This is a genomic window from Bounagaea algeriensis (genome assembly GCF_054491375.1).
The window spans coordinates 2,356,307-2,373,252 of record NZ_CM137102.1; the positions used below are offsets into that span (position 1 = coordinate 2,356,307).

At 69.1% G+C, this 16,946-nt stretch carries 14 protein-coding genes; 7 read left to right on the forward strand and 7 right to left on the reverse strand.

Annotated features, from left to right (window positions below):
- The first annotated feature begins 43 nt into the window (after nucleotides 1-43).
- The 4 genes from ACVGV2_RS10680 to ACVGV2_RS10695 all read left to right on the forward strand — a co-directional run bounded on the left by ACVGV2_RS10680 (nucleotide 44) and on the right by ACVGV2_RS10695 (nucleotide 3,511).
- Nucleotides 44-523: an NUDIX domain-containing protein gene (locus ACVGV2_RS10680; RefSeq protein ID WP_459162219.1), complete on the forward strand. Its 480-nt coding sequence runs from the start codon at nucleotides 44-46 to the stop codon at nucleotides 521-523.
- Between the two features lie 88 nt (nucleotides 524-611).
- Nucleotides 612-2,018 (forward strand): pyridoxal phosphate-dependent decarboxylase family protein, encoded by a 1,407-nt coding sequence (locus ACVGV2_RS10685; protein ID WP_459162220.1) that lies wholly within the window; start codon nucleotides 612-614, stop codon nucleotides 2,016-2,018.
- Nucleotides 2,019-2,090: 72 nt separating this feature from the next.
- Entirely contained in the window at nucleotides 2,091-3,080 is a 990-nt protein-coding gene (locus tag ACVGV2_RS10690) for an aldo/keto reductase (RefSeq protein ID WP_459162221.1), read from the forward strand.
- A 134-nt stretch (nucleotides 3,081-3,214) separates the two neighbouring features.
- A complete protein-coding gene (locus ACVGV2_RS10695) occupies nucleotides 3,215-3,511 on the forward strand; it encodes a DUF2218 domain-containing protein (protein ID WP_459162222.1) in 297 nt (98 codons plus the stop codon).
- 64 nt (nucleotides 3,512-3,575) lie between these two features.
- On the opposite strand, the gene ACVGV2_RS10700 is transcribed toward ACVGV2_RS10695, so the two are convergent.
- Complete coding sequence (locus ACVGV2_RS10700; RefSeq protein WP_459162223.1) at nucleotides 3,576-4,769, reverse strand: HD domain-containing protein; 1,194 nt, start codon at nucleotides 4,767-4,769, stop codon at nucleotides 3,576-3,578.
- 174 nt (nucleotides 4,770-4,943) lie between these two features.
- Between ACVGV2_RS10700 and ACVGV2_RS10705 the strand changes: the two genes are divergently transcribed.
- On the forward strand, nucleotides 4,944-6,302 hold the full coding sequence (locus tag ACVGV2_RS10705) for a hypothetical protein (protein ID WP_459162224.1): 1,359 nt from the start codon (nucleotides 4,944-4,946) through the stop codon (nucleotides 6,300-6,302).
- 122 nt (nucleotides 6,303-6,424) lie between these two features.
- Here the strand turns inward: ACVGV2_RS10705 and iolD are convergent, their stop codons facing one another.
- From iolD to iolC, 4 genes are read right to left on the reverse strand one after another with little or no spacing between them, the layout of a single operon-like run.
- Nucleotides 6,425-8,290: a 3D-(3,5/4)-trihydroxycyclohexane-1,2-dione acylhydrolase (decyclizing) gene (iolD, locus tag ACVGV2_RS10710; protein WP_459162225.1), complete on the reverse strand. Its 1,866-nt coding sequence runs from the start codon at nucleotides 8,288-8,290 to the stop codon at nucleotides 6,425-6,427.
- The gene (gene iolB / locus ACVGV2_RS10715) at nucleotides 8,287-9,186 is read right to left on the reverse strand and encodes a 5-deoxy-glucuronate isomerase (RefSeq protein WP_459162226.1); all 900 of its coding nucleotides are present in this window, start codon (nucleotides 9,184-9,186) and stop codon (nucleotides 8,287-8,289) included. Before iolB ends, iolD begins: the two co-directional genes overlap by 4 nt.
- 17 nt (nucleotides 9,187-9,203) lie before the next feature.
- A complete protein-coding gene (locus ACVGV2_RS10720; protein ID WP_459162227.1) occupies nucleotides 9,204-10,085 on the reverse strand; it encodes a Cgl0159 family (beta/alpha)8-fold protein in 882 nt (293 codons plus the stop codon).
- A gap of 16 nt (nucleotides 10,086-10,101) precedes the next feature.
- On the reverse strand, nucleotides 10,102-11,076 hold the full coding sequence (gene iolC / locus ACVGV2_RS10725; RefSeq protein WP_459155865.1) for a 5-dehydro-2-deoxygluconokinase: 975 nt from the start codon (nucleotides 11,074-11,076) through the stop codon (nucleotides 10,102-10,104).
- Nucleotides 11,077-11,837: 761 nt separating this feature from the next.
- Here iolC and ACVGV2_RS10730 point away from each other — a divergent pair.
- Nucleotides 11,838-12,107, forward strand: coding sequence for a recombinase family protein (locus ACVGV2_RS10730; protein ID WP_459155866.1), 270 nt, complete (start codon nucleotides 11,838-11,840; stop codon nucleotides 12,105-12,107).
- 1,024 nt (nucleotides 12,108-13,131) lie between these two features.
- Here the strand turns inward: ACVGV2_RS10730 and ACVGV2_RS10735 are convergent.
- Complete coding sequence (locus ACVGV2_RS10735; protein WP_459155867.1) at nucleotides 13,132-13,941, reverse strand: SAM hydrolase/SAM-dependent halogenase family protein; 810 nt, start codon at nucleotides 13,939-13,941, stop codon at nucleotides 13,132-13,134.
- Nucleotides 13,942-14,003: 62 nt separating this feature from the next.
- On the reverse strand, nucleotides 14,004-14,384 hold the full coding sequence (locus ACVGV2_RS10740) for a DUF2000 domain-containing protein (protein WP_459155868.1): 381 nt from the start codon (nucleotides 14,382-14,384) through the stop codon (nucleotides 14,004-14,006).
- Nucleotides 14,385-14,794: 410 nt separating this feature from the next.
- Between ACVGV2_RS10740 and ACVGV2_RS10745 the strand changes: the two genes are divergently transcribed.
- On the forward strand, nucleotides 14,795-16,876 hold the full coding sequence (locus tag ACVGV2_RS10745) for a KedN5 family methylcobalamin-dependent radical SAM C-methyltransferase (RefSeq protein ID WP_459162228.1): 2,082 nt from the start codon (nucleotides 14,795-14,797) through the stop codon (nucleotides 16,874-16,876).
- Nucleotides 16,877-16,946 lie beyond the last annotated feature (70 nt).

The following is a 16,946-nucleotide window of genomic DNA, read 5'->3' on the forward strand; positions in this document are numbered from 1 at the left end:
GGTTCGACTCGATCCGGCGACGTCTCGGCGGCACCCTGAACGGATGGGCCGATACTCCGCGGGCATCCTGCTCTACTCCCCCAGCCCGGTGGGCACGCGCGTGCTGCTGGTGCACCCGGGCGGCCCGCTCTGGCGCAATCGGGACGCGCACGCCTGGTCGGTGCCGAAGGGCGAGTACACCTCCGCCCAACAGGCGCGGGAGGTGGCGCCGCGCGAGTTCGCCGAGGAGACCGGTGCGGTGCTGGACGACACCGGCCTGCTCGATCTCGGTTCGGTGCGCCAGCGCGGCGGCAAGGAGGTCCGCGCGTGGGCCCGCGCGGGCGAGTTCGACGTCACTGCTCTGCGCAGCAACGAGTTCGAGCTCGAATGGCCACCGCGCAGCGGACGGGTGCAGCACTTCCCCGAAGTCGACCGGGCGGCGTGGTTCGACCTGGACACGGCCCGCGAGAAGATCAACGCCGCACAGGCGGTCTTCCTCGACAGGCTGCAGGAAGCGCTGGCCGAGCCGGAGCGCCGACGATGATCGCCGAACGGTCCCGTCCGGTAGGTTCTCCGCCGATGACGCGCTACCACACCGAAGTAGCCCTGTAAGGAAGCAGGAAGGAAGCGCCATGCACAGCCGCAGTGCCGAGCTGGAGACTCCTACGATGGCCGAGATGCTCGGCGAGGCCGCTGAGGCGCTGGATGCGTTCCTCACCGAGTTGGACTCCGCTCCGGCCGCGCAGGAGGCCGATCCGGCGGTGCTGGCCGCACTGCGCGCCGCCCCTCCGGAGCAACCGCGGGAATTCGGTGAACTGCTGCCGCTCGTGCGCGACGCCGCTGCTTCGGGGGTGGACACGGCCGGGCCGCGCTACTTCGGCTACATCCCCGGTGGTGGCCTGGCGAGTTCGGCGGTGGCCGAGCTCCTCGGCCGCACCTTCAACCGCTACACCGGCTTCTCCGATCTCGCTCCCGGCCTGGTCACGTTGGAGGATTCGGTGCTGCGGTGGATGACGGGGCTGTTCGGACTGCCGGAACAGGCGGGCGGGTTGCTGACCACCGGCGGGTCGCAGGCCGTGCTGTCGATGGTGCTGGCCGCGCGCGAGAACCGGTTCGGCGAGGCGGACTTCCGCCGCGGGCGCATCTACCTGTCCGAGCAGGCCCACCACTGCGTTCGCAAGGCCGCGCGCATCGCCGGCTTCCCGCCCGGGAGCCTGCGGCTGGTGCCCACCTCCGACGGCCGGCGCCTCGACCCCGACGCGGCCGCGCAGATGATCGCCGCCGACCGCGCCGCCGGGTACGTGCCGTTCCTGCTCGTCGCCAGCGGCGGGACCACGAATTCGGGCAGCGTCGATCCGCTGTCCGACCTGGCCGCGCTGGCAGCCGAGGAGGACCTGTGGTGGCACGTCGACGCCTGCTACGGCGGTTTCTTCCAGCTCACCGAGCGGGGTCACACCCGTTTGAGCGGAATCGAACGGGCGGATTCCGTTTCCCTCGACCCGCACAAGAGCCTGTTCCTGCCGTACGGGTGCGGCGCGCTGCTGGTGCGCGAGGCGCGCACGCTCACCGCCGCGCACAGCGCGGACGACGCCGAGGACTACCTGCAGGACGTCGGCAACGGCGCGCTGCCGGACTACGCCGCGCGGGGAACCGAGCTGACGCGGGAAACGCGCGGACTGCGGGTGTGGCTGCCGTTGCAGCTGCACGGGGTGGCGGCGTTCCGCGCCGCGCTCGACGAGAAGCTCGACCTGGCCGCACACGCCCACGACTCGCTGTCGGAGGATCCCGAACTGGAAGTTCCGGAGGTGCCGGAACTGTCCACGGTGGTCTTCCGCAGCCGCGGCGGGGACGCCGCGACGCGGGCGCTGCTGGAGCGGGTCAACGGCAGCCGCAGGGCGTTCTGCTCCAGCACGGTGCTGGACGGGCGGGTCACGCTGCGGCTGTGCGTGCTGTCCCACCGCAGTCACCGCGAACACGTCGACGAAGCGGTCGCGGTCATCCGCGAGGCCAGCGCTACGGTGGCACGCGGTTCGGTCTGAACGCCGCCCGCGGTAGCCGGGTCCGGTAGGCGGGGACTGCCAGGAAGTGGTGCGAACGCGGAAGGTGGATGCATGCGACGGCGTACTCTCGGTTCCACAGGGCCCCGGGTGTCCGCGCTCGGGCTCGGCCTGATGGGCATGTCCGATTTCTACGGGCCCGCGGACCGCGCGGAGAGCGCGGCGACCGTGCGCGCGGCGATCGACGCGGGCGTGACCCTGCTCGACACCGGTGACTTCTACGGCAGCGGGCACAACGAGCTGTTGCTGCGCGAGGCCCTGCGGCCCGCTGATCGGGACGAGGTGCAGATCAGCGTCAAGTTCGGCGCCATGCGCGATCCGGCCGGCGCGCTCATCGGTTTCGACGGCCGTCCGGAAGCGGTGAAGAACTCCCTGGCGCAGACGCTGCAGCGGCTCGGCACCGACCACGTGGACATCTACCGGCCGGCGCGGCTGGATCCGCAGGTTCCGATCGAGGACACCGTCGGCGCGATCGGCGAGATGGTCGACGCCGGCCACGTGCGCCACATCGGACTGTCCGAAGTGGGCGCGCGAACGCTGCGCAGAGCGGCCGCGGTCCGCCCCATCGCGGATCTGCAGATCGAGTACTCGGTGATCTCTCGCGGTATCGAACCGGAGATCCTGCCGACCTGCCGGGAACTGGGCATCGGCATCACCGCCTACGGAGTGCTTTCGCGCGGCCTGCTGTCCGGCCGCTGGAGCGAGCAGGATTCGCTGCGGGATCCGCGCGGTCACTTCCCCCGGTTCGCGGGTGAGAACTTGGAGCAGAACCTGGGGCTGGTCGACCGGCTCCGCGAGATCGCCTCCTCCCGGAACGTCAGCGTGGCGCAGCTGGCGATCGCCTGGGTGATGGCGCAGGGCGCGGACATCGTGCCGCTGGCGGGTGCGCGGCGCCGCGACCGCCTCGACGAGGCCCTCGAGGCGGTGGACGTGGAGTTGACCGCCGAGGAGCTCTCCGCGATCACCCGCGCCGTCCCGCCGGACCAGGTCGCCGGCGACCGCTACGACGCGGACGGGATGCAGCTGCTGGACAGCGAGCAATGACACGTCCACGCCCCCTGCATGCGGTGCGTGCGACCGCGCGGCGAACGTAGGCTGGGCGGGAGTTGATGCCGAAACCGCGGGCGCGGTGGCCGAGTACGGCTCCGGCGCCCGCCTTCTGCTGTGAGGAGCGTTCGATGCCGCAGGCGCATGCGCGGGTCCGCACGGACCGCCCGGACCGTTACCGCAAGCAGCTCGCCTCCCACTTGGGCAAGCGCTGCACGATCTCCGACGAATCGGACGGCGGCGTCCGCATCACGCTGCCCGCGGACGGCGGCAACGGTTCGTGCCTGCTGACGTGCCAGGCCGAGGAGTTGGCCCTCGACGCGGTGGGCGACAGCGCGGAGGACCTCTCCCGCGTGCAGGACGTGATCGGCCGCCACCTGGAGCGTTTCGGCGAACGTGACGGGCTGACCGTCACGTGGAACGCATGAGCGCGCACGGCTGCGCACGCCACCAGGAGATCGGCGGCGACGGTCGCCGCACGCGGCAGAACAGCTAGTCCTGCTGGCTGTCGGCGGGGAGTCCGGTGAACAGCCGCTCCATGGCGCGGTAGCGCTCGGTCAGTCGGCGGCGCTGGCCGGCGCCGAGCGCGGACAGCCGCGCGGGGTCGGCGTTGTGCGCGATGTCCTGCCGTTTGACCAGCAGCGCGCCAGGAGTGCCGAGGATGCGGCGGGCGTAGTCCGCGAGTTGTTCACCGGGCCGCTTGGTCATCGCGCGCACGACGGCCACGGCTTCCGGCGCGAGACCGAGCCGCTCCAGTTCGGCGAAGCACATCACGTCGTCCTCGACCGCGTCGTGCAGCCAGGCCGCAGCGATCTGCGTCGCGGTACCGCCGTGCGCGCGGACGCCTTCGACCACGGCGGCCAGGTGCTCGGTGTAGGGCCGCCCGGCCTTGTCGGTCTGACCGGCGTGCCGGCGGCGGGCCAGCCGCTCCACGTCGGACGTGCTCGGCGTGCGAACCCGCCGACGGCCGCTGCGCCCCGATCCGGTGCGGTACTGCAGGCGGCGCGCCCCGGCAGGCGTGGGCACGGTGCGGTAGATCGCGGCCAGCCGGTGTCCGACGGTGCGGTCCGGGTCGGCGAGCACCCGGCCGAGCCGTTCGGCCACGTGCAGGTCGTGCGAGTCCTCCTCGGCGCGGTGGCTCGCCGGGGTGTGGAACTGCACTTCGAACTTCTGACCGCTCGCGGCTTCGCGCCAGGAGGAGTTGATGCCGCGGTAGCCGTGCGCGGTCCAGGCGTTCTTCCACTTGATGCCGGTGAAGCAGTCGGCGAGGTCGTCGCGGATCCAGCGCACGAGGGCGGCGTAGTCCCCGTCGGGGAGCACGAACGCGTAGCGCACCGCGTCGCGGATGCGATCGACCGGCCGGGTTTCCGGCCGCGGTTGTTCCCGCATCTTGACGGCGAGTTTGGTCTTCAGCGACAGCTCGGTCTTGCGGTGCGTCCCCTCGGCGGGACCGAGGAGGCGCGCCTGCGGGCAGCGGCGGCGCACGCGGCGCTCAACGGCGCGCATGAGCGCGGTCAGTTCGGGCTCGTGCTGCGCTGCCTGCCGCAGCAGCGCATCGGCCTGCTCGTTGACCTCCGCCGGCAGGAACAGCGGCACCCCTCGACGCACGCCGACCCAGGAGCCGTCCGCCTGCGTGCCGGAACGCGCATCCAGCGGTCGGTCCTCGTCGCCGGCGGGAGTGTTCACGGGCCTGGTGCCTCACTCAGTGCGATCAACGTTCCGGTAGCAGCCAGTCCGCCCCACGCGCGTCGCGGGCTCGTGCGGAAGCGGCCGCACGCGCGTGTACGTTGCCCGCCGCGTGGGGCACGACTGGCGAATCCGTTTCCACGAGATGATTGTCGCAGCTGTTGGGAGCTGGCATTGAACGACTGGGCTGGCAGGAACGAGGTCGGCGGACGTGACCACCCCTCCGCGGGCGGATGCTCCGCCGTGCGGGAGCGGTCCGGTGAGGTCGCCCGGACAACTGCGCGCGGGCAGGCGGAGGCGGCGGAGCTCGAGGTCGATCAGGTGCGGGACGGGAAGGCCCGGGTCGGAACTGCCGCGGTCGAAGACCAAAGCGCCGGGAATCAAGACGCCGGGGACCTCGGTACGGCGCCGGAGTCGCACGAGCAAGCGGGTTCCGCCGCCGCGGAGGTCCTGGGCCTCGTGGCCGACCCGGACATGCCGACCCACGTCGCCGATCGCCTCGCCGCGGAGATCGCCGACTGGCTCACGGAGGCGCTCGGGGGCGAGTGGGGAACGGACGTGCTCTCAGCCCCGGTCAGCGCCGGCGAATCCGACCGGGCGGCGATCCTCGACGCGGTGGACGACCATCGCCGTGACCGGGGTTGGCGCTACGCGGTGTACCTGACGGACCTGCCGCTGTTGCTGCGGGAACGGCCTGTGGTCGCGACCGCGAGCCCGGAGCGCGCGGTGGCGCTGGTGTCGCTTCCCGCCCTCGGCGGACTGCAGCCGCACCGGCGCATGCGGCAGATGCTGCGGCAGCTGCTCGACGACCTCGTCGCGGAACCCCGGGACGGGAAGGTTTCCGGCGAGCACCGGCTGTCCAGCCGGTTGACGGACCTCCTCGCACCGGTGCACCGCACGCAGCTGTCGGAGACCTCGGCCGTCCGCTACACCGGGACGCGGACGCGCGGGTGGCTGCGGCTGATGTTCGGCATGGTGCGCACGAACCGCCCGTGGCAGCTGGTGTTCGGACTGTCGAGCGCGCTGGCCGCGGCGATCGCCACGAGCGCGTTCGGGCTGTCGTCGACCACCATCTGGATGATCGCGGACAACCTGAGCCCGCAACGTCAGCTGCTGAGCTCGGTGTTCTCCGTGGCACTGCTGGTGTTCTGGCTCGTGGCCGCGCACGGCCTGTGGGAGCGGGGACGTCGCCGCAGCGCCGGGTTCCGCCGCCTCGCGGCGCTGTACAACGGATCGACGCTGCTCACGCTCGGCCTCGGTGTCGGCACCATGTACGTCGGCCTGTTCCTCGTCAACATCGGCGCGGCGTGGTTCCTCCTACCGCCCGCGGTGCTGGCGAGCAATCTGCTGCACGCGCCCGGAGCGGGCACCTACGTCAACCTGGCGTGGGGGTTCGCCACGATGGGTGTCGTGGCCGGGGCGCTGGGATCGAGCCTGGAGTCCGACGGCGCGGTGCGGCAGGCGGCCTACGGTTACCGGGAGGAGCAACGCCGCGCCCGCGAGGCCGTGCAGAAGGGACAGCAGCGCGGCTGACGCGCACGGCCGGCACCGGTACCGCTGCGTCCCGGAGCTGCCGCAGGTCCGGGCTCGCCAGCGCCGTGGCCGCCGGGACGCCCGGACCGCCGGGACGCCCGGTGCGCCCCGGCGCGTGGCGATCACAGGTGGTGCCGCTGGTGCTGTCGCTGCTGTTCGTAGTGCTTGCGCGCCTGCTGCGTCGAATCCAGCGCGGAGATCTCGGCCACCGGCACGTCCCACCACGCCTCCGGCGGCAGCTGGGTCTTGCGCGGGTCGGTTTCCACGTACACCGCTGTCGGTGCGGTGGCGGACCGCGCCGCCGCAAGCGCCTGCCGCAGTTCGTCCACGGTGTCCGCCCGCAGCACCTGCAACCCCAGGCTCTCCGCGTTGGCGGCCAGGTCCACCGGCAGGGGTTGGCCGGTGAACAGCCCGTCGGAGTCGCGGTAGCGGTACTCGGTGCCGAACCCGCCGGCGCCGACCTTGCCGGACAGACCGCCGATGGAGGCGTAGCCGTGGTTCTGCACGAGCACGAGCGTGATCTTGATCCCTTCCTGCACGGCCGTGACCAGTTCGGTGGGTGCCATCAGGTAGGTGCCGTCACCGACGAGGGCGAACACCTCGCGGGTGTCGTCGGCCAGCCGCGCGCCGATCGCGGCGGGGATCTCGTAGCCCATGCAGGAGTAGCCGTATTCGACGTGGTACTGCCGCACGTCGCGGGCGCGCCAGAGCTTGTTGAGGTCCTCCGGCATCGACCCGGCGGCGTTGACGACCACGTCCCGATCGGCGACCACGTCGTCGAGCGCACCGAGCACCTCGGCCTGACCGGGCCGTTCCGCACCACCGGCGCTGCGGGTGGCCGCGTCGACCACCTCGGCCCACCGGCGCGCGCCCGCGCGGTACTCGGAGACGTAGTCCGCGGAAACTCGGTAGTCGTCCAGCTGTACGGCCAGCGCCTCCAGCGCGGTGCGCGCGTCGCCGATCACCGGTGCGGCGGACTGCTTGTGGGCGTCCGCACCGGTGATGTTGATGTTGACGAACCGCACCTCGGGGTTGGCGAACAGGGTCCGCGAGGCCGTGGTGAAGTCGGAGTACCGCGTGCCGACGCCGATGACGAGGTCGGCCCGACGCGCGATGTCGTCGGAGACGGCGGTGCCGGTGTGCCCGATCGACCCGAGCTCGTTGGGGTGGTCGAACCGCAGCGCTCCCCGACCGGCCTGCGTGGAGGCCACGGGGATGCCGGTGGTTTCGGCGAAGTGCCGCAGCTGCTCCTCCGCGGCGGCGTGGTGCGCCCCTCCCCCGGCGATGATCAGCGGGCGTTCGGCCGCGCGGATGCGTTCGGCGGCGGTGCGGACCGCCCGCGGGTCGGGCGCGGGCCGGGGGACCGTCCAGACGCGTTCGGCGAAGAACTCCTCCGACCAGTCGTGGGCCTCGGCCTGCACGTCCTGCGGCAGCGCCAGCGTGACCGCACCGGTCTCGACCGGGTCGGTGAGCACGCGCATCGCCTCGAGCGCGGCGGGGACGAGCGCTTCCGGCCGCCACACGCGGTCGAAGTACCGGGACACCGGGCGCAGGCAGTCGTTGACGGAGACGTCGCCGGCGTGCGGCGCCTCCAGCTGCTGCAGCGCGGGGTCGACGCGGCGGGTGGCGAACACGTCGCCGGGCAGCAGCAGCACCGGCAGGTGGTTGATGGTCGCCAGCGCCGCGCCGGTGACGAGGTTCGTCGCGCCGGGGCCGATGGAGGTGGTGCACGCGTAGGTGGACAGGCGGTTGCTCTGGCGGGCGTAGCCGACGGCCGCGTGCACCATCGCCTGCTCGTTGCGGCCCTGCAGGTAGGGCAGCTCGTCCCGCTGCTCGAGCAGGGCCTGGCCCATGCCGCCGACGTTGCCGTGCCCGAAGATGCCCCAGCACCCCGCGATGAACCGCTCGCGCACCCCGTCGCGTTCGACGTGCTGGTTCGCGAGGAACCGGACCAGGGCTTGCGCGACCGTCAGACGCTGCGTGCTCATCGTCCCTCCACTCCGGTCTCCTGCGGCGCCCGGTAGAGCGGCAGCCGCGGATCGACGTCCTGCTGTGCCCACGTGTCGCGCACCCAGGCGTGCGCCGGGTCGTCGCAGATCCGCCACACGCGCTCCGGCGACGGGCCGGCCATCACGTTGAGGTAGTACATGTCGTAGCCGGGAACGGCCATCGAGGGACCGTGCCAGCCGTCCGGGATGAGCACCACGTCGCCGGTGCGCACCTCGGCGAGCACGTCGGTGGTGCTGCCGGGCCCGGACGGGGCGACGCGCTGGTAGCCCATCCCCGGCGTGCCGCCCGCCTCGGCGATCTCGAAGTAGTAGATCTCCTCGAGCGCGGCTTCGCCCTCGCGTTCCTCGTCGTGCTTGTGCGGCGGGAACGACGACCAGTTGGCGGCGGGGGTGAGCACTTCGACGGCGATGAGCTTGTCGGCCTCGAACACGTGCGCCGCGCCGAAGTTGTTCACCTGGCGGCTGGACTGGCCCGCACCGCGCAGCTCGACGGGCACGTCCGAGGCCGGGCCGTACCGCACGGGCAGGCGGTTGTCGCAGCGCGCCCCGGTGAGCGCGAACCGCCCGCCACCGGAACTGCGCACGCGCACCTGCGCGTCGCGCGGGACGTAGACGAAGTCGCTGACGCCGGTGAACACGCTGCCGCGGCCGGCGATGTCGTGCACCTGCCCGTCGCACTCGACGGTGCAGCCGCCGGACAGCGACAGGATGATCCACTCGCTGTCGCCGGTGGCGTACTCGTGCTCCTGGCCCGGGGCGAGTTCGAGCACGCGCAGCGAGGAGTAGCCCCAGCCGGCCGAGTCCGGGTCGACGTGGGCGGAGTACGGGTGCCGCGCCGCGGATCCGGCGGGCAGGTAGTGCTGTTGGTCGGTCAACGTCGGCTCCTTCGGGTTCAGAGCAGGTTCACCGCGGTGTCCACCGCTTTGGTCACGTCGCCGTCGTGCGGGTACAACAACGTGCGTCCCACGACGAGCCCGCGGACCGTGGGGATCCGCAGGGCGCGGCGCCACCGCTCGTACGTCGCCTCCGGGTCGGTGCTCACGTCGCCGCCGAGCAGCACCGTCGGCAGCGTGGTGGCGGCCAGTGCGGTCTCGACGGTGTCGACGTCGTCGGTGACGGGGACTTTCAGCCAGGTGTGCGCCGAGGTGCCGCCGAGGCCGGAGGCGATGGCGATCGCGCGGGCCACGCCCTCGGCGGTCACGTCGTTGCGCACCTTGCCGTCGATGCGGCTGCTCATGAACGGCTCGACCATGGTCATCAGGCCGCGGCGGGACATCTCGTTGATGGCGTCGGCGGTACCGGTGAGGGTGTTCAGCGTGCCGGCGTCGTCCGGGGCGATGCGCAGCAACAGCTTGCCGGCGTCGAACCGCAGCCGTTCGATGTCCTCGGGGCGGTGCCCGGTGAACCGGTCGTCCAGTTCGAAGGAGGCCCCGGCGATCCCGCCGCGGTTCATCGAACCGATGGCGAGCTTGTTCTCCAGCGCCCCCATGAGCAGCAGGTCCTCGAGGACGTCGGCGGTGCCGAGCACGCCGTCGACGCCGGGGCGCTCCAGCGCGGTGCACAGCCGCTGCAGCAGGTCGGCGCGATCGGCCATGGCCAGGGCGTCGTGACCCGCGGCCAGCGCACCGCGCGCGGGGTGGTCGGCGGCCACGATCATCAGCTGCCCGCGCTCACCGAGCAGGTCGCGGCGAGCGCGCCGGGAGGCCGCCTCGGCCACGGCCTCGGGGCGCTGCGCCCGCACGGCGGTGAGTTCGGGGATGCTCAGTGCAGTCACTGTGGAAGCCTTTCGGTCAGACCGACGATCCGGCCGGGCTGTTCGGCAGCGCACGTGCCAGAAGATCGTCCACTTCGGACTCGGAGGGCATGGCGGAGGAGCAGGCCAGGCGGGAGGCGACCAAGGCGCCGGCGGCGTTGGCGAAGCGCATGGTCCGCTCGAGGTCCCAGCCGGACAGCAGCCCGTGGCACAGGGCACCGCCGAAGGCGTCGCCCGCGCCGAGCCCGTTGACGACGTCCACCGGCACCGGTGGCGCGACGGCGCGGTCGGTGCTGGTGCGCGCGAGCACGCCGTCCGGGCCCTGCTTGATGACGGCGAGTTCCACGCCGGCCTCGAGCAGCAGGTCCGCGGCTTCTTCGGGATCGCGCGAGCCGACGGCGCGCTCCACCTCGTCGAGGTTGCCGACAGCGGCGGTCACGTGCTGCAGCGCCTCGCGGTAGAAGCTGCGGGCCTCGTCGTGGTCGGTCCAGAACATGGGCCGCCAGTCGAGGTCGAAGACGGTGGTCCCGGACTTGGCGCGGTGCCGCAGGGCCTGCAGGGTGGCCGTGCGGCTCGGTTCGTCGGACAGGCCGGTGCCGGTCATCCAGAAGATCCGCGCCCGGGCGATCGCGTCGAGGTCGAGCTCCTCGGGGTGGATCTCCATGTCCGGCGCCTTCGGGTACCGGTAGAAGTGCAGCGGGAAGTCGTCCGGCGGGAACAGCTCGCAGAAGGTGACCGGGGTCGGGTACTGCTGCACCGCGGCGACGAAGCGGTCGTCGACGCCGAACTCGCGCAGCTGGCGGTGGATGTACTCGCCGAACGGGTCGGCACCGGTGCGGCTGATGACCGCGGTGCGGTGTCCCAGGCGCGACCCGGCCACCGCCACGTTGGTCGCCGTCCCGCCGAGGAACTTGCCGAACGACTCGACGTCCGCCAGGCCCACGCCCACTTGCTGGGGGTAGATGTCCACTCCGATCCGGCCGATCGTGAGCACGTCGAAGCCGTCAGCCATGTCGAGCCTCCGAGTTGGGTGGAACGGCGCCCGCGGCGGTGCGGACGCCCTGCATGCCGTACCCGGATGTCTACTGGACTGCACCTCATTTGTCAATACATTATGACTTGAGTGGGTGGTGGTACGGACCGTGGAAGCCGATCGCCAACGGGTTCGGGGTCACCCTCGGTGACCGTTGGTCGCTCCCGGAACCCGCTGATCGACGCCGCCGGAAGCACCATTGATCGGGCAGCCCGGAGAGGTCAGGAGCAGGTGCGCCAGAGGGCTTCGAGCGCGGCCAGCACCCGGCAGCACAGCCTGGTCTTCCCGCTGTTCGAGCACTACGGCGTCAGCATCTGGGTGCCCGAGGTCGGCGGAGCCATCGATCCCGCCTCCGAAGCCCACGAGTTGATCACGGGTGCGTTCGGCGGCATGTCCAAGGGTGAACGCAACCGGATCAAGGTGCGCGTCCGCACCGCTATGAGCTCGCAGTCCCAGCTCGAAGGCCGCTACCTCGGCGGCCGCCCGCCCTACGGCTACCGTCTCATCGCCGCAGGAGCGCATCCCAACCCCGGCAAGGCCGCCGAAGGCAAACGTCTGCACCAACTCGCACCCGACCCCGACACCGCCCCCGTCGTCCAGCGGATCTTCGACGAGTGCTGCTCGGGCCACGGCATCTACGCCATCGCCGAAGGACTCACCCGCGACGGTGTCCCCAGCCCAGCGCTCACGACCCCGCCCGCAACACGCACCGCTCCGGCACCGCCTGGCCCAAAGGCGCCGTGCGCGCCATCCTGCTCAACCCGCGCTACACCGGCCACCAAGTCTGGAACAAACAACGCAAGAAAGAAGTCCTCGTCGACGTCGACGACGTCTCACTCGGCCACCACAGCCGCCAAACCTGGAACCCCGCCGACGAGTGGGTCTGGTCAGACCAGCCCGCCCACCCCGGCCTGATCGCCATCGACACGTTCCGCCAGGCCGCGACCATGTACCACGCACCGAAACGCACCACCGCGGTGCGCAAACCGAACCGCTCGGCCAACACCTAGCTCAAGGGACTGGTCTACTACACCTGCTGCCACCGGAGGATGCAGGGCCAGTACAACCACGGCCGCGCCTACTACCGATGCCGCTACCCCCAGGAATACGCACTGGCCAACACGCTCAACCACCCGCGCAACGTCTACGTCCGCGAAATCGACGTGCTGCCCGACCTCGACCAGTGGCTGGCCACGCTCTTCGACGAGTCCCACCGGCACGCCACCCTGCAACGCCTTACCGAAGCCGCCCACCGCGAGCACACCGACAGCACCCCCGCCTCCAACGCGCGTCAGACTCTGCAGCAGTGCGACCGCAACTCACCCAGTACCGCCACGCCCTCGACAACGGCGCCAGCCCCGAAACCATCGGCCAGTGGATCACCGACGCCGAAGCAGAAAAAGCCAAAGCGCACGCGATCCTGCGCTACCACCAACCCACGGCTCAACCCGAACCCGAGACGGTCAACACGCTGTTTCGAGCCTGCCGCGAAGCCACCCGCACTCTCCAGCAGGCACCCTCCGAGACCAAGGCGTCCGCCTACCACGCCTCGGACTCACGATCACCTACCACAAAGAAACCCACACCGCGAAAGTCCAGGGCAACCCGAACCCTCACAGTGTGGGGATTTCACCGTGTCGGAGGGGCGAGTCGAACCGAATCCCCACGCTCGTGCCGGCCACAGAACTCCAACTGGGATACCGGTGTCGTGAGCAGGTGCGGACACGCCAGCGTGACTCATCGACCCCCGTGCAGTCGGCGTTGTCCCCCTCCCACGGACGCAGGAGGAGCATTTTGCCGTTGCTGCAGTTCAAGCGTTACGCGCCGGAGCTGGAGCATCGTTCGGCCGAGACAAGGTATCCATCACTCATGAAGCACCCTCCGAGGTCTGCGACCCTTTCACAGGCGCACCCAGGCGGTGGATCCGAGCAAGACTTCACTGTGGCGGAGTGGGGCCTCGTGGGCGGGTCCGTGGCACGTCGGTCCCGCCCACGAGCTCGCTGCCGAAGGCAGCTGTTCGCGCTCGGAAGTGCCTCAGCAGCGCTTTAATGTGAACGTGTCGCCCTCGTGCAGGGAGAACATTCCGGCAGCATTGCCGAGGTTGACGGCGATCGCAAGTCGGTCCGCGGAGTCGATGTGGGCGAGCGGTTCGCCCTCGGCGACACTGCCGAATGTCTTCACGAAGGGGACCGTGGCGGTCCGATCGCCGGAGGACACTTCGAGCTTGGCCCCCTCTGCGATCCCTCCGGTGTGCAGGAAACCTGAGTCCAGCGAGGTCTGGAGGTTGCCGAAGCGGTCTTCGACGACGACTTCACCGTGGAAGACGTCGTCGTCTTGGCGACGGACTGGAGCGGGGATGCGCACAAGGTCGGCGACCGGAACCTGGGCACCGAATTCCTCGGGTGCTGCCCCGGCGGCTAGATGCGCGGCTGCTGGAGCAAAGATGTCGCGACCGTGGAAGGTGTTCGAAACCCCATCGAGCTGGAACCGCGGATCGTCGAGCACGTAGGCGGCGTCTACCCCGCCCAGTTCTTCGGCCGCTCGAAGGAGTAGACCGTTGTCCGGTCCCACCATCAATTGCTCACCAACTACGAGCACGACAGGCTTGCGCGGGGTACCCACCCCGGGGTCGACCACGATCAGATGGACGGCTTCGGGCAGGTACGGAATAGCCTGTCGGAAAATTTCAGCACCGTGTCGAACGTCGCCGCGCGGCACCAGGTGAGTAACATCCAGAATCCGCGATTCCGGCGCTATTCGGGCGATGACGCCGTGGCACACGCCGATGAACTTATTCTCTAATCCGTAGTCCGTCAGGAATGTAATCCATTTTTTCTGGGTCATGCTGCTGATCCTGCTTCTCCAATCGGGGCGTACCATGTGCACCCACGAGGTGACACAACAAATCACCGAAGACTTTTGAGGTTTCCCGACACCGACTTCACTGCTTTGCGTGCACCAAATAGCGCGAGGCCGAGATAGCCGACCGGACCCACCTGGAGCCGCTGCTCGTATTCACCATAGGAGCGACTATTTCGTGCCGCATCATTAAAGTCAATCACTGTGATATTTGATTCTATTGCTTTAAGCCGAAGAGCGGGAAGTTCCTCCCGAGAGGCACCGAGCACAGGCAGGGGGCTCGTTCCGATGCCGGGGTGGTAGTGCCCGTCGACGTCCTGAAGTTCTGGACCCGCCTGGATCATGCCGTGCGCCCCGAGCGCGACACCCAATACGGCCGTGGTGTTGGCGGCCAGCCAGCGAGGAATCTCCTCATCGATGACGAGCACGCACAGCTTCTCGACGACCGTTGAGGAGCTGGTGGAGTGGCCGCTGGTGGACTGGGTCGGATCCGGGGCGCTAGGGGGCATCTGGGGACTCTCCTGGGAGACAGCAACGACGAGCCGCAGACGTGCTGATCGCGGCGTTCGAAGGTGACGGGGCTCTTTGGTTGTGCGAGTAGTGTGGGGGGATCACCGTGCACCGCGCCACTCCCTTCGGAGAGGATTCGCCGAAGCTCCCTCAACGGCGAACAGAATCCGAAAATCCCATCCTTCGGAGGAGGAAACCCGGACGCTGTTCGCTTCACCTAACGACAGCCACCCCAAGGGGGATCTGCACCCTGAACTAGTCCATTCGAGCGTTAATTTCAAGACGCGACGCAAGCTGTTGACATCACGACTCCCAACACTGAAAAGTGGTGCCGCAACTCGGGGGCGGGACAGAGCTGTCCCGGCAATGCGTCGTGCCGTTGTTCGCGGGCGCACTGAGGCACCTCCAGAACAATTGTCAAGCTCTGTTCGTTCTCAATGGCACGTTCCGTCCAGCGCGCGAAGACCGTGCGCTCAATACGCTCGTACCGATTGGATTATCGCTGGTGCTTACGGTGAAGCTCGTTCAGCAAGGCGTCTGGCACATGTCCAAGGAGTCCATGCCTCTTGCGGCCGGGTACTTGGCAGCGTCCGTGACCGACGATGCACGGCTCGGCAAGGAGTGTCAGGTCTCCATCGAGAACTTCCCGGGCAATGTCACGCCCATCGACATGGCGATCCGACTTCTGCACGAAGGCGTCCCGGATGTCGTTGGGTTCTCTGTGCTGGGGTGGAACGTCCACCAGTTCTCTGCAGTCGCCGAGGCGGTCAAGCAGGCAAACCCGCAGACCGTGATCGTTTTCGGAGGTAACCATGTCGCCAACCAGGCCGAACGCGTGTTCCGCCACTGCCAGGCCGTTGATGTGGTGGTCAACGGCGAGGGCGAGTTCACGTTCCGTAATATCCTCCATGCAGTACTGGCTGAGGAAGACTACTTCGGTATCGAAGACATTTCCTACCAGGACAACCACGGCCAACTGGTGACGACCCAAGCGCGAGACCGCATCACCGACCTCGATGAGATTCCCTCACCGATCCTGACCGGCGCGATCCCCTTGCTCGACGACGCCGGAAACTTCCGCTACGACGTCGCCTTGCTGGAGACCAACCGAGGCTGCCCGTATCACTGCGCGTTCTGCTTCTGGGGCGGGGCCGTGGGCCAGAAGGTTCGCGCGTTCTCCCGCGAGCGGTTACGCCAGGAGCTGGAGACTCTCGCCCAAGCCAAGGCAGAGACGATCGTGCTCTGCGGTGCGAACTTCGGGATGCTTCCCCAGGACATGGAGTTCGTCGAGGACCTCATCGCCGTCAAGGATCGTTACGGCTACCCGATGGCGCTGGAAACCTCATGGGCGAAGAACAAGAACGCGATGTTCTACAAGATCGTGCGTCTGATGCGTGATGCTGGTCTGCAAAGCTCCTTCACTCTGGCCTTGCAGACTCTCGATGCCGACACGTTGAGCAACATGAACCGGCGCAACATGAAGATCAACCACTGGCGGGAGTTGGCCGAGTGGCTGGCGTCAGAAGGGCTCGATGCCTACGCCGAACTCATCTGGGGAGCACCTGGGGAAACTCCCGGGTCCTTCTTGGAAGGCTATGACGAGCTGGCCAAGCACGTCTCCCGCATCGCGGCCTACCCGCTCTTGCTGTTGCCCAACACCGATTACACTGAGCGTCGCGAGCTCTATGGCTTTGTCACGGTGCGCGGCGAGCGCGACGACTTCGAGTATGTGCTGGCGAACAAGGACGTCACTCTGGAGGAAAACCTGCGCATGCAGCGCTTCCTGTTCTGGGCGCGGCTGCTGGCCGAAAACGTGGTTCTACGCAACGTTTTCCCCGTGCTTCGGGCCGTCGGTAGCTTGACGCAGTCGGAGGCGATCCTGTCCTTGGCCGACTATGTCGACGAACAAGCTGGAGCAGGAGCACGCTTGCTCACCCAGGCCGCCGAACGCTCGACGGCAGACCCGGACTCGCTGGCCCCTGCGTTGGAATATTGCTTCACGGAGCCGGAATTCGACGGACTCGTTCTCGACTGGTGGCACCAACAGGTGCGCCCGACGCTGCCCGAAGCATGGCGCGAGGCAGCTGGCGAAGTCCTGCGCTTCGACCTCGACACCCGTCCCCTGCCTTCCCCCGACAAGCGCGGACTGGGTGATGCCCAGCTGATTGAAACCGAGGCATTGCACTTCTGGGCAGTCGAACGGGAATACGCCTACGACATCCCCAAACTCGTCCACACGGCCAAGGCCACCGGCGAACTCGTGAGTGCGCCTGCCCGGAGGCCCACACGAATGCGACTGCTCTTCCGGGATGGCTTCGCTGAGCTCGCACGCTCGACCAACCACGAAGAAACCGCCCACTACGTCGCCCGGGTAGAGCCCATCCCGAAGCTGGCCTTCAACGAGAGCTGACACTGCTGTCAGCAACCTCACCGAACACAACACCAGGTGGAGGTCACGGGTTTCGTTCTCCACCGGGTCG